The 12,575-nt window shown below is 63.9% G+C and carries 9 protein-coding genes; 3 read left to right on the forward strand and 6 right to left on the reverse strand.

Features of this window, described 5'->3' with window-relative positions:
• Nucleotides 1–16 precede the first annotated feature (16 nt).
• Nucleotides 17–877 carry an SDR family NAD(P)-dependent oxidoreductase gene (locus VHS75_RS06165; RefSeq protein ID WP_329637779.1) on the reverse strand — a complete coding sequence of 287 codons (861 nt, stop codon included), beginning with the start codon at nt 875–877 and terminating at the stop codon, nt 17–19.
• A 111-nt stretch (nt 878–988) separates the two neighbouring features.
• Complete coding sequence (locus tag VHS75_RS06170) at nt 989–4,474, reverse strand: indolepyruvate ferredoxin oxidoreductase family protein (RefSeq protein ID WP_329637735.1); 3,486 nt, start codon at nt 4,472–4,474, stop codon at nt 989–991.
• A gap of 286 nt (nt 4,475–4,760) precedes the next feature.
• Here VHS75_RS06170 and VHS75_RS06175 point away from each other — a divergent pair, with 286 nt between their 5' ends.
• Together VHS75_RS06175 and VHS75_RS06180 are read left to right on the forward strand one after the other, a co-directional pair.
• Nucleotides 4,761–5,549, forward strand: coding sequence for a hypothetical protein (locus VHS75_RS06175; protein ID WP_329637736.1), 789 nt, complete (start codon nt 4,761–4,763; stop codon nt 5,547–5,549).
• Nucleotides 5,550–5,646: 97 nt separating this feature from the next.
• Entirely contained in the window at nt 5,647–6,693 is a 1,047-nt protein-coding gene (locus VHS75_RS06180; RefSeq protein ID WP_329637737.1) for an aldo/keto reductase, read from the forward strand.
• 120 nt (nt 6,694–6,813) lie between these two features.
• On the opposite strand, the gene VHS75_RS06185 is transcribed toward VHS75_RS06180, so the two are convergent.
• Genes VHS75_RS06185 through VHS75_RS06195 form a run of 3 tightly spaced genes read right to left on the reverse strand, consistent with a single transcriptional unit; the run spans nt 6,814 to nt 9,533 of the window.
• Nucleotides 6,814–7,599: an enoyl-CoA hydratase-related protein gene (locus tag VHS75_RS06185; protein ID WP_329637738.1), complete on the reverse strand. Its 786-nt coding sequence runs from the start codon at nt 7,597–7,599 to the stop codon at nt 6,814–6,816.
• Nucleotides 7,600–7,625: 26 nt separating this feature from the next.
• The gene (locus VHS75_RS06190; protein ID WP_329637739.1) at nt 7,626–8,783 is read right to left on the reverse strand and encodes an acyl-CoA dehydrogenase family protein; all 1,158 of its coding nucleotides are present in this window, start codon (nt 8,781–8,783) and stop codon (nt 7,626–7,628) included.
• Nucleotides 8,784–8,786: 3 nt separating this feature from the next.
• A complete protein-coding gene (locus tag VHS75_RS06195; protein ID WP_329637740.1) occupies nt 8,787–9,533 on the reverse strand; it encodes an SDR family NAD(P)-dependent oxidoreductase in 747 nt (248 codons plus the stop codon).
• 501 nt (nt 9,534–10,034) lie between these two features.
• Here VHS75_RS06195 and VHS75_RS06200 point away from each other — a divergent pair.
• Nucleotides 10,035–11,423, forward strand: coding sequence for an MmgE/PrpD family protein (locus VHS75_RS06200; protein ID WP_329637741.1), 1,389 nt, complete (start codon nt 10,035–10,037; stop codon nt 11,421–11,423).
• Here the strand turns inward: VHS75_RS06200 and VHS75_RS06205 are convergent.
• The gene (locus VHS75_RS06205; RefSeq protein WP_329637742.1) at nt 11,407–12,558 is read right to left on the reverse strand and encodes an NADH:flavin oxidoreductase/NADH oxidase; all 1,152 of its coding nucleotides are present in this window, start codon (nt 12,556–12,558) and stop codon (nt 11,407–11,409) included. The two genes, VHS75_RS06200 and VHS75_RS06205, sit on opposite strands and share 17 nt — an antisense overlap.
• Nucleotides 12,559–12,575 lie beyond the last annotated feature (17 nt).

Genomic DNA, 12,575 nt, shown 5'->3' on the forward strand with positions numbered 1-12,575 from the left:
TCTTAACGGTGAGCTTTCAGTCGGTGAGTTCGGCTTGCGTCGCGAGGAAACCGTCCAGGCCGCCAAAGGCTTCCAGGACGGTCTGGAACCGGGTTTCGATCATGGCCCGGCTGCGTGGGTTGGTGAAGATGTAGGCTTCGTCGTTCAGGATGCCGTAGACGACCCGCTCCCCGACGAAATCGGGATCTACGCCAGCCTTTAGAACGTCCGCCAGCAAGGCGTTTTCGCCCTCTGGTCTCGGTCCGCCGTACTTTTCCGGCCGCAGCCGCCCGACGCGATCGAATCCCGTCCTAACCGCACCTGGCGCCAGCAGCGATACACCGATGCCCGACCCGGCGAGGCTGATGCGCAGGCCCTCGGTCAGCGAGACCACCGCGGACTTGGTGGCGTTATAGGCGACGCCGGCGCCGACCTTGGGATCGCCGCTGACCAGGAAACCCGCAGTGGAGGCGGTGTTGACGATGTGTCCTCCCTGACCGCTTTCCTGGAGGATGGGCAAGAACGTCTTGATTCCGTGGAACAGCCCGAAGACGTTCACGGCGAAGAGCCATTCAAAATCCGTGTCAGGAAGCTCCTGGATCGGCCTCGCCGGGACGACGACGCCGGCGTTGTTCACGAGGATATGGAGCGTCGGCAAGGCGCCGCGGACGATGTCTACTGCCCCACGCCAGGCTTTCGGGTCGGAGATATCCAAGGTCACGGGAATGGCCCGAACGCCCAGGGTTGCGATCTGGGCTGATGCAGTCTGGAGGCCGTCAGCATCCACATCGGCAAGGACGATGTCGACGCCTTGCTTGGCGAGAGCGCGGGCAATACCAAGGCCGATGCCCGAGGCCGCGCCGGTTATGAATGCCGCCTTACCCGCCAGATCGCGCATCGTCAGCACCCTCCAAACCTTCTCTGGGTTACGTCGCGCCAAGCCACGGTGTCAATGGCTGAACAGTCATTCAGTGGATGCTTTTTGGGACGAATGGAGCCGCGGAGGGGGCTAGACCAGCTCTGTCATGCGGGCGGCTTGGCCTCCATCCAATTCAGCGATCAGCTCGGCTTCGCGCGCCTTCCAGCGTTCGGCGCTCGCCGCCTTGATATGGCCGTACCCCCTCAACCCGTCCGGCGCGGAAGCGAGCGCCACGGCTGTGGCGTAGGTCCTGCGATCCAGCTTTTCGATGATCGATCTAACGAGCGCCTCGTAGTCCTGGACATACTGTCGCTCAGCGCGTCGTTCCGCCGAATATCCGAAGAGGTCGAAGGGCGTTCCGCGCAGGCCGCGTAACGAGGCCAGAACGGGGAAGATGGCGGCCATCCAAGGCCCGAAGGTCATTCTCCCGCGCCGGCCATCGCGCGTCTTGCGCGCGGGCAGGAAAGGCGGCGCTAGGTGGAACGCCAGTTTGAACGGGCCGTCGAAGGTTTCCCGCATTTGCTCTGCGAATGCCGGACTGGAGTAGAGGCGGGCGACTTCATATTCGTCCTTGTAGGCCATGAGCTTATATAGGTTTCGCGCAACCGCGACGGTAAGTTCCTGGGTGCCTGGACCGACGCGTTCGTCGGCGGCGCGAACGGCGTCAAGTGACGCAAGATACCGCCGCGCGTACGCCGGACCCTGATAGTTCTGCAGTCGGCGGGTTCGGTCCGCGATGACGTCGGCAGGTCCTCTTTGCGCAGGCGCGCCGATATTTTGGTAGGGGAAGGCCGCTTGCAGGACCTTGGGCAGATCGTGGGCCGCTAGCCGTCCCCAGGCGAGAGCGCGCTTGTTGGCTTCAATGGCGACCCCATTCAACTCGATGGCGCGCTCCAGCGCGGCCAGGCTGAATGGGATCAGCCCCTTTTGATACGCGATCCCCAGCATGAAAACGTTGGAGGCCATGCTGTCGCCGAGCAGCGAGGAGGCGATCGCCGTGGCGTCGACAAAGTCGACGGCGTCCGCGCGACAGTGCTCCTCAAGGCTGCGCCGCATTGCCGGCGCCTCAAGGTCGAGGTCGGTGTTGAGCACGAAGCTACCCGTCGGCTGCACGCACGCGTTCACGACGGCCCGAGTGATATCGCGATCAATCGTGGCGAGCGACGTCGGCTCGTTGGCGACCATCATGTCGCAGGCCAAAACCAAATCCGCGCCGCCGGCGGAGATGCGGACGGCGGAAAGGTCTTCCCGCCGCGGAGCAATCCGGACATGGCTGGTCACCGAGCCGTTCTTCTGTGCGGCGCCGGTGTTGTCGAGGACCGAGCACCAATGCCCTTCAAGGTGCGAGGCCATGCCCAGAAGCGCGCTCAAAGTCAGGACCCCTGTTCCCCCGACGCCGGTCACCAGGACGCTGTACGGCTTTCGGGACGACCCTCTGAACGTCGGCCTCGGCAACGATGCAAACGCTGCGCCCGGCGCCTGCGCAGCCGGAGCGACCTTGCGCAGGGCGCCGCCGCGGACGGTCACAAAGCTTGGGCAGAACCCATCGACACAGGAAAAATCCTTGTTGCAGTTGGACTGGTCGATAGCCCTCTTCCGGCCGAGATCGGTCTCGATCGGACTGACCGAAATGCAGTTGGAAGCTGCGGAACAGTCGCCACAACCCTCGCAAACCTCGGTGTTAATAAATGCCCGCTTGGGGGGATCAATCATCAGGCCGCGTTTACGCCGCCGGCGCTTCTCCGCCGCGCACGTTTGATCATAGATCAGGACCGTAAGACCTTTCACCTCGCGAAGCTCGCGCTGAACGGCGTCGAGATCGTCGCGATGTCTCACCGAAGCGGCAGGTGGCAAACCTGCCGCCGTTGCATATTTGCCGGGCTCGTCGGTCACGATGACGATGCACCTTGCGCCCTCGGCGGCAACCTGCCCCGCCATCTGAGGGACCGTGAGGCCGCCTTCCACCGGCTGACCGCCCGTCATGGCCACGGCGTCATTGAAGAGGATCTTGTAGGTGATCGAGACCCCGGCGGCCGCCGCGGCGCGTATGGCTAGCAGCCCACTGTGGGAGTAGGTGCCGTCTCCCAGGTTCTGGAAAACATGCCCCTCCGTCGTGAAGGGGGCCTGACCGATCCAATTCGCACCCTCGGCACCCATGTGAGTCGCGATCGGCGTCCTGCGCGCCGGCATTCTCAAGACTAGGGCGTGGCAGCCAATGCCACCCAAGCCTCGGCTGCCGTCCGGGATCTCGGTGGAGCGATTGTGCGGACAGCCGGAGCAGAAGAAGGGTGTGCGGCTCACTGTGACCGCTGATCGGTTGCCGACGTTCCGGAAGCTCTCGATTCGTTCGAACTGCGCCTGCAGTTCCGGGTCGCGATGGCCCAATCGTTCGAGCCGCCGGAGTAAGGCCGCCGCGACCAACACGGGATTGAGTGCGCCTTCGCTGGGCAGCAGCGGGGCGCCAGTCTCGTCGCGCTTGCCGACGACCGCCGGGCGAGAGGCGGCGTCGGTATTGTACAGGATCCGTGTGATCTGGGTCTCGATAAACGCCCGCTTCTCTTCCACGACTAGGATGTCCTGCAAGCCGTCAGCGAACCTCCTCAGGAGGTCAGCCTGCAGCGGCCAGGTCAGCCCGATCTTGTAGACGCGCAAGCCGAGCTCGCGGGCGCGGGCGTCGGTGATCCCCAGATCGGCGAGCGCTTGGCGCACGTCGAGGTAGGCCTTTCCTGTCGTGGCGATCCCGAGCCGCGCTTGGGGTGAATCCATCACGACGCGGTCGAACGGATTGGCGTGCGCGAACGCCGCCACGGCGGCCATTCTCGGTCCGTGCAGGCGCCGCTCCGACTCCAGAGGCGTGTCGACCAGCCGGATGTTGAGGCCGCCTGGCGGCATCTCGAACGCCGGCGCGACGATCGTGGGGGCGGGACGAAGCTCAAGGTTTGCGGAACTCTCGAGGGTTTCGCCCACGGCGGTGAAGCCCACCCAACATCCCGAGTATCGGGAAAGCTCGAACCCCCTCAGTCCGAACTCGAGATAATCCTCAAGCCCTGAAGGATTGAGGACCGGCACCATCGCCGCCTCGAAAACCTGTTCGCTCTGATTGGGCAGGGTCGATGACTGGCAGTCGTGATCGTCGCCGGCGATGGCGAGAACGCCGCCGCGCGCGGAGGTCCCCGCCGCGTTCGCGTGCTTGAGCGCATCGATGGACCGGTCCACGCCAGGACTCTTGCCGTACCAAAGCCCACAGACGCCATCCATCGTCGCGCCCGGGAACAGGTTCACCTGCTGACTGCCCCACACCGACGTGAGGGCCAAATCCTCGTTCAGGCCGGGCTCGAAATAGATGTTATGCTGGGCAAGCCGTTCTCGCTCGCGCCAAAGTTCGCTGTCGAAACCTCCGATCGGCGAGCCGCGATAGCCAGATATAAACGCCGCCGTTCGAAGCCCTGAGGCGGCGTCGCCTTGCACTTGCAGGAGTGGCAGCCGAACAAGCGCCTGGATCCCGGACAGGAAGATCCGACCTTGCGTGCGAGTGTACTTGTCGGCCAACGAAACGTCTGTGAGCGGCAACGGCATTTCGGCTCCCGGCGCCGGGCGATTGTGGTCGCCCCTCAATTCCATTCCCAGACGCCGAGGCTCGACTCGCGACCGGACCGTCCAAGACTGACGACGATTAAGCGGGCGCAGCTCGCAATGACTGAATGGTCGCTCATTTGTAGTTAGCCCATTGGTTGGAGTCCAGCCTCAGCGCGGGCCGTGACCCCGGCTTGCGACCCCCGCCGCCGCGGCCCTGAAAGCGAATTGCGATGCCTACCCACCGAGCGTATGAATGAGGGGTCGTTCATTCACCACAGGGATTGAGATGGTGCCTTCCCGAAATGAAGCCGCCGCCCGATGGCGGATCGCCGAGTGGGCATCGGGACGGCCCTACAGGGCCCTGCCAGACGACCTTTTGCCGGTTGATTTGTCGGACGCCTACGCTCTGCAGTGCGCCCTCATCGCGGAGCGCGGGGCGACCGTCTGCGGCTATAAGGTCGCGGCCAGTAGCCTGGCCGCGCAACGCATGGCGGGGCTGGCGGGACCCATCCCAGGGACGCTGGTTGCGGAAGACATGCATTCCAGCCCCGCGCGCTTGCCACGCCGGAACTTCCAGGATCTCGGCATTGAGGCCGAGATCGCTTTCCGTATGGGGGCGGACGTCGATGTCGACCTGGAAGCCTTCCGGCCGGAAGACCTGATCCCGTTCATAGAGGCGGCGATGCCAGCCGTTGAGTTGGCAGACAAGCGACATGCCGACTACGCGACCCTGAACGTGCTGGACTTAATCGCCGACAATACCTGGTGCGCGGGCATCGTCGTCGGGAAGGCGGTTGCGAACTGGCGCGATTTCGACCTCGCCGCCGTCGAGGGTGCCGTCGTGCTCGACGGCCAGATTCATTCACAAGGCCGCGGGGCCGACGTGATGGGGCACCCGCTCAATTCCTTGGCCTGGCTTGTCAAGAATCTGGGCCAGGAGGGAACCAGGCTCACCAAGGACATGGTGGTGATGACAGGCACGATGGTCGCCACGGTCTGGATCGACGACGTCAAGCGGGTGGTGGTGGATATGGGCGCTTTCGGCAAAGTGGAGCTGGAACTGACGGACGACTGAGGGTGTCCGGGGCCTCGACTCCGGCGCGGCCTACAGCGCCGACCACCCTCCAATTGAGATCGTCAGGCGAACTTGAGAAGGACTCGAAAACATGCCCTTGGACCACTACGTCACCCTCGGGCGATCGGGCCTTAAGGTCAGTCCCTTCTGCCTGGGCACAGCCACGTTCGGCGACGAGAGCTTTGGGTCCGACCCAACGGTCTCCCAGCAGATTCTGGGCCGCTACACCGACTTGGGCGGCAATTTCGTCGACACCTCGAACCTCTATGCGAGAGGGCGGTCTGAGGAGATCATCGGGGACTATCTGTCTCGGGGCTCAACGCGGCGAGGCGGCGTCGTGATTGGCTCGAAATTCAGCTGCAACCATTTTCCAGGCAACCCAAATGGAGGCGGTGCAAGTCGCAGTGCGATCATCGCCGCCTGCGAGCAGTCGCTGCGCCGCCTGAAGACCGACTATCTGGACCTTTACTGGATGCACTGGGCCGATCCCTTCGTCCCGTTGGACGAGACACTTCGGACCCTGGACACCTTGGTGTCGTCGGGCAAGGTCCGCTACGTCGGCTTTTCCGACACGCCCGCTTGGCGTGTGGCCGAAGCGCAGGTTACGGCCATGTTTCGCGGGTGGACGCCGCTTTCAGCGATCCAGTTGGAATACTCGCTTCTGGAGCGCACCGTTGAGGGCGAACTCATCCCAATGGCGCAAGAAATGGGCTTGGGCGTCACGCCATGGAGCCCGCTGCGGTCTGGCGCGCTAAGCGGCAAGTACGGGCGCAATAGCTTGGAGGGCGACACGCCACGGCGGGCGAAGAATGTTGTTGCAACCGTGCAGAAGGTCGGCTTCGAGGTGATCGACGCAGTATCCGAGGTCGCCGAACGCCGATGTGTTCCGGCGGCCCACATCGCTCTGGCGTGGCTGTGCGCGAAGCCCGGCGTCACATCGCCCATCCTGGGCGCGCGGACGATCGACCAGCTGAATCAAAATGTTGGCGCGCTCGACCTGAGGCTTACGCCCGAGGAGATGGCCGCGCTTGATGCCGTCTCCGAGCCGCAACTGAATTTCCCGGCGCGGTTCCTTAGGAACATCGTGACCGACTCATATGGCGGCTTGACCATCAACGGTCAGGCTATCGCCGAGACTCATTGATCGGCGACGCCAGGTCTTGGGTCGACGACTGAGCGGCTACCAGGCTGACTAGCCGCCTGGCCCGCGAGCGGGGCGACCGCTGTGAGCGGGTTGCTACGCGTTGATCGGCTCTACGAGCTTCTAACGGAAGCGGGAAAAGTCTGCTTTCCGCTTCTCCAGGAACGCCCCCCGGCTCTCGCGGGCTTCTTCGCTGTTGACGAACGCCGACAAGCCATCGCCCGCCATCTTCGCTTGCCCGAAGATATGAGCGGAGTCGGCGTTGAAGGCGTGCTTGAGGAACTTCAGCGCCGTCGGGCTGAGGGCGAGAACCTCCTTGGCCATTGAGCGCGCCGCTTCCATCAGCTCAGCGGCCGGCGCCACCTCATTCACCAGACCCCAGTCAAGCGCCGTCTGGGCATCGTATTGCCGACAGAGGAACCAGATCTCACGGGCCCGTTTCTCGCCGACGATCCTCGCGAGATAGGCCGAACCCCAGCCGGCGTCGAACGACCCGACTCTGGGCCCGGCCTGGCCGAACTTGGCGGTGTCCGCGGCAATGGTCATGTCGCAGATCACGTGGAGGACATGCCCGCCGCCGATCGCGTATCCGTTCACCGCGGCGATTACGGGTTTCGGGATGTTGCGGATCACCATGTGGAGTTCGTCGATTTCCCAGAGGCCGTTGGCGCTTGTCCCGTAGGTACCCTTTTCCATCATCTCCTTCTGGTCGCCGCCCACGCAAAACGCCTTCTCGCCGGCGGCAGTTAAGATCACCGCGCCGACAGTGCGGTCGGCCCAGGCGCGGCGGAAGCCATCGAGGAGTTCTTCGATCGTGCGACCTCGGAAGCAGTTCAGACGATCTGGCCGGTTGATGGTGATCGTGGCGATACCTTCGCCCGCTTCATAAAGAATGTCGGTGTAATCCATGACGCTCTCCCAGGAATGCTTTGAAACTATTGATGTTGCCGGATGACATGGCGCGCCACGAGCAGGCGCTGGATTTCGTTTGAGCCGTCCAGGATCTGGAATGCTTTCGCGTCGCGCATCATCCGCTCGACCTGCGCGTCGCGCATATAGCCGTAGCCGCCGAGGACCTGGGCTTCCGTCGTCACCCGCATGGCTACGTCGGCGGCATAGCATTTCGCCATTGAGACCTGAGCCATGGTGACATCCGACACGTTCGGGAATTCCTGATCGACACGCCAGTTGGTGTCGCGGACCAAGAGCTGGGCCGTTCGCAATACGGTCGCGTTGTCGGCGATCTTGAAGCCGACGCCCTGGAAGCGCCCGATCGGGCGGCCGAAGGCGTTGCGCTCGCCAGCATATTTGGCGGCGATCTCATGGGCCGCGCGGGCGATGCCAAGGCAGATGGAGGCTGCGCCCCAGCATCGCATGGTGTTCGCGATGCCCTGCAGAATACGCCAGCCGTCGCCAACGTCGCCGATGAGGTTCTCCTCGCCCACCTCGACATCGTCGAAGTTGACATCGCAAAGCGGCCCACCGCGCAGGCCCATCTTCTTTTCGCCCGCGCCGAAGGACAGACCCGGAGCGCCAGCCGGCACGACAAAGGTGCTGATATCCTCGCGTCCTTCGCCGGTCCTGCAGAACAGCAGGTAGTGGTCAGCGACGCCGCCGTTGGTGATCCACCGCTTTTGGCCGCTGATCATCCAACGACCACCGGTGCGCTTGGCTCGGGTCCGCATGGCGCGGGCATCCGACCCGCAATGCGGTTCCGAAAGACAAAACGCCGCGATGGAGGGCTTGGCGGTCAGCTGTTCAAAGAAGGCCTTCTGCTGGTCGGGCTTTCCAGCCGCGGCGACGATCTTGATGGGGGAGAAGGTGGAGAGAAGCACCGGCCCCATCGTCCCGAACGCATGGGCGACCTTTTCCAACACGACCGACACCGCCTGCGTGGATGCGCCCACGCCGCCGTACGCCTCCGGAATCGGCATGGTCAGGACGCCAGCCTCGAAGAGGGGCTGCTTCAAGTGTGCGGGGAAGCGGTCTTCAGCGTCGCACGATTGGGCGAGCGGTCGGATGTGAGCGCTGGCGAGACGCGCCGCCGTCCGGCGGAACTGCTCCGCCTCGTCGTCGATATAAAGTTCCTTCACGGGCTAGCCGACCATGGTAAGTCCGCCGCTCACGCTCAGGATCTGGCCCGTAATGAAGCTCGAATAGTCGCTCGCGAAGAACAAGATTCCGTCCGCAACTTCTTCGGCTTTGGCCAGGCGCCGCATTGGAATCGCCCGGATGAGGGCCTCCCGCATTTTCTCGGGCTGGTTGGCGAACAAGGGCGTGTCCGTGGGGCCAGGGCAAATGCAGTTGACCCGCATGTTGTGCCGGACGAGCTCGCGCGCGAGGGATTTGGTCAGCGCGATTACGCCGCCTTTGGCGCCGGCATAGACGGTTTCGCCGGTGCTGCCGACGCGGCCGGCGTCGCTAGCAACGTGCACGATCCGCCCCGAGCCCGAGGCGATCAGGAGGGGCAGCAGGGCTTGCGTAACCCGCACCGGCCCCAAGAAATTGAGCGCCACAACCTTGTCGATATAGCTCGGGGAGTTGTCGATGAAGGGTTCGATGATGTCCCAGCCGGCGACATTCACCAGGATGTCCAAACCGGCTGATGTCGCCCCCAGATCATCAGCGGCCGCCTTGATCGACGAAAGGTCAGTGACGTCGAGGTGGAGGAATCGGGCGCTACCGCCCCGAGACTGAATCTCCTCTGCGGCTGCCGCGCCCCGGTCCGTGTTCAGATCCGCGACGATCACCGATGCGCCGGACTCGGCGAACCGATTGCAGGTTGCAAGCCCGATGCCGGAAGCCCCCCCGGTCACGAGGACCGTCTTACCGTCAAACCGCACGGATCAATTTCCTTTTCGTCTGATGCGCACACAACCCACCGCCAAGGTGGCGGCGCGCATTTGCCAAGCGGATCTCAAAAATCGCCGCGCTGGTGCGCGTCACCGCCCTAGGCCTTCAAGATAGGAAAGCGCGGACGTTCGCCGACGCGCCGCGGCTTGGCGGTTAGAGGCCCTCCGCACCGCAGAGCGCTCCGCTTTTCGCGAGGGCCGACTGAGGACGGCGCCGATAACCAAGACATTCCCATCACTCGAACTGCCTCAAGATCAGTGTATGTTTGAACGTTCATTCATATATTCGCCTGTGGCCCTGTCAAGGGCGCCGCTGGTTCGTCGCCGGTGCACCGTCAGGGCCACGACGTTCAACCCTTGGACCGCCGTCGGTTTGACCGGCGTGCATCTGAGGCGTTACGACTATCTGCTGAGCGGCCATTCATTCAGTGAGGGCTCGATCGTCCCGGGCCGGAGAGGCCGTGGCGTCGAACTGAGACGTGAAGCGAGGGGATGCCGATGCGCAGCGAGACAATGACCCACCGGCTCGCTGATTTCGCCCGTGGGCTCCATTTGCCGAACGTGCCGACGGAGGTGAGGACGCAAGGCAAACTGTCGATACTGGACACCTTGGGCTGCATTTTCGCGGGAAGTCAGACTCCCGAAGCAAGCATGCTGCTTACCGCTGAGAGGGATGGGGGCGGCCCGTGCAGAGTCATCGGGACCAGTGTTTCGCTGCGCGCTCAGGACGCGGCGCGTTGCAACGGATACTTCGGAGATATCTTCGAGCTGAATGATCTCACCGGGGGACACGCGGGCATCGCTAATGTCACGGCGATGCTTGCCAATGCGGAAGAGTTGAACGCCTCAGGTGACGCGCTGCTCGTCGCAACGATTGTCGGGATCGAAGTCACGACGCGAATCTACAACTCGCTCTATTCGACGCTGAAGCCCTATTCCGAGTGCGGGATGGGCATGATCGGTCTCGCCAACACGGTCGGAGTCGCGGCGGGAAGCGCGCGGCTGCGCAACCTCAACGCAGAGCAGACACGAGCCGCGCTGGACATCGCAGGCGGGTTGGCGGGCTGGTGCCCGGCCGAAGCCATTTTCGGCGCCGGCTCAAGCATGAAGCCCCTCCTGTTCGGGGCTTGGCCGGCCTCGGTAGGCCTGCTCGCGGCGCGGTACGCCGGTGCGGGAATGAGCGGACCGCCCTCGATCCTGGACGGGGAAATGGGGTTCTCGAAGACCGTGTCGCGCGAACTCGACGCCGGTGCGATCGAGGTAGACACTTGGGCGCTGTCGCGCCCGAGGCGCAAGGTCCACGCGTGCTGCGGATATATCCACTCCGCCTTGGACACAGTGTCCCGTCAAGCTCCGGCCGAGCTTGAGAACGCGCGCGCAATCCGGGTGCGGGTCGCGCCCTATGTCATGCGCGTCATGGGGCGTTCCACCCCGCCCAGGACCTCGAACGAGGCCAGGTTCCATGCGCAATACTGCGTCGCCCTTGCCGCGAGCGGCTGCCCCACGATCCTGCCGGCCCATAGCGAGGCGCTCGAACGATATCTGGCGGACCCGAAGCTGCAGCAGGCCTACGGGCGGGTGACATTGGACGCGGATGATACCCTGACCCACTATCATCAGACGACGATCGAGATCGAAGGCGCCGATGGCTCGGTCCTGCGTGACGCCAACGCCAGTCCCAAGGGTTCACCGGACAATCCAATGACCGATCAGGAGGTCGCTGGGAAATTCCATGCCCTAGCTGATCCGGTCGTCGGCGAAAGACGCGCGGACGAAATCCAAGCCCTCATCGATGGGCTCTCCGGCGCCAAGCCGCTCGACGGACTCTGGGCTGCGTTGGGTCCACCGTCGTCCAAGGCCCGATCTAGCGGGGCGAACTGAACGTCGACGGGACGAAGCCCTCTACGTCCGCAGCGCGTTTGGCCAGCCAGTATCGCAACCGCGGGGCGGTCTTGGCGAACGTAGGATCCGCATCCAGCTTCTGGGCGGCGTCGATGGGCCAATTGGGATTGTAGAGCAGCTCTCGGGCAAGCGCGACTAGGTCGGCTGATCCCGCGGTCAAAATAGCCTCGGCCTGCTCGGCGTGGACCACCAGCCCTACGGCGCAGGTGCGAATCTGCGCCCGATACCGGACGGCCTGAGCATAGGGTGCCTGGTAGCCGTAGGTCGGCTTTACGTGGGAGGGTAGCAGGGGGCCGTAGATTCCGCCGCTGGTGCAATCGATAAGATCAACGCCAAGCGGCTTTAGTCGGTTCACCAGTCGGACGGAGTCCTCGATCGACCACCCGTCTGTGTCGACGCAGGAAAGCCGGACAAACACGGGCTTGTCGTCCGGCCAGACGGTCCGAACGCCTTCCAAAATCTCAGTCAGAAGCCGCGCACGGTTTGCGAAGCTGCCACCGTAGCGATCCCGACGACGATTGGTGGCCGCCGAGAGAAATTGGTGCAGCAAATAGCCGTGCGCGGCATGCAGTTCGAGAACCTCGTATCCGATTTGCGTGGCGCGCCGCGCGGCTTCGACCCAGGCCTGCACGTGGTTCTGCACTTCCGCGGTCGTGAGCGCGCGTGGGATGGGATGGTGATCGTCGAGCCCAATCGCACTCGCGCCGACGATCTCCCAACCATCCCAATCAGTAATCTCGGGCGACTGCTGCAGAGGGCCTCGACCGTCTGCGGGAAGGCGTTGGCGGCCCTTGCGGCCGGCGTGCATCAGCTGCAGGCCTGGGACCGCGCCGTTGGCCCGGACGAGGTTCACGATTCGTCGCAGGCCTGGGATGAACTCATCGCTCCATAACCCCAGGTCACCAACGGTGCCGCAGCCTCGACGCTCAACGGCCGTTCCCTCTTGAAACACCAGTCCAGCGCCGCCGTCGGAGAGACGGCCGAGGTGCATCAGATGCCAATCGGTGCTGTGGCCACCAACGCCGCGGTATTGCCACATCGGCGATGCGACGATCCGGTTCTTGAGTTCAACGCCGCGGATGGTGATGGGCTGGAAGAGCAGCGGCTCCGCCATCTTGAAAGCCTTTCTAT

Origin of the sequence: Phenylobacterium sp. (assembly GCF_036264965.1) — a bacterium.
Lineage (GTDB): Bacteria > Pseudomonadota > Alphaproteobacteria > Caulobacterales > Caulobacteraceae > Phenylobacterium.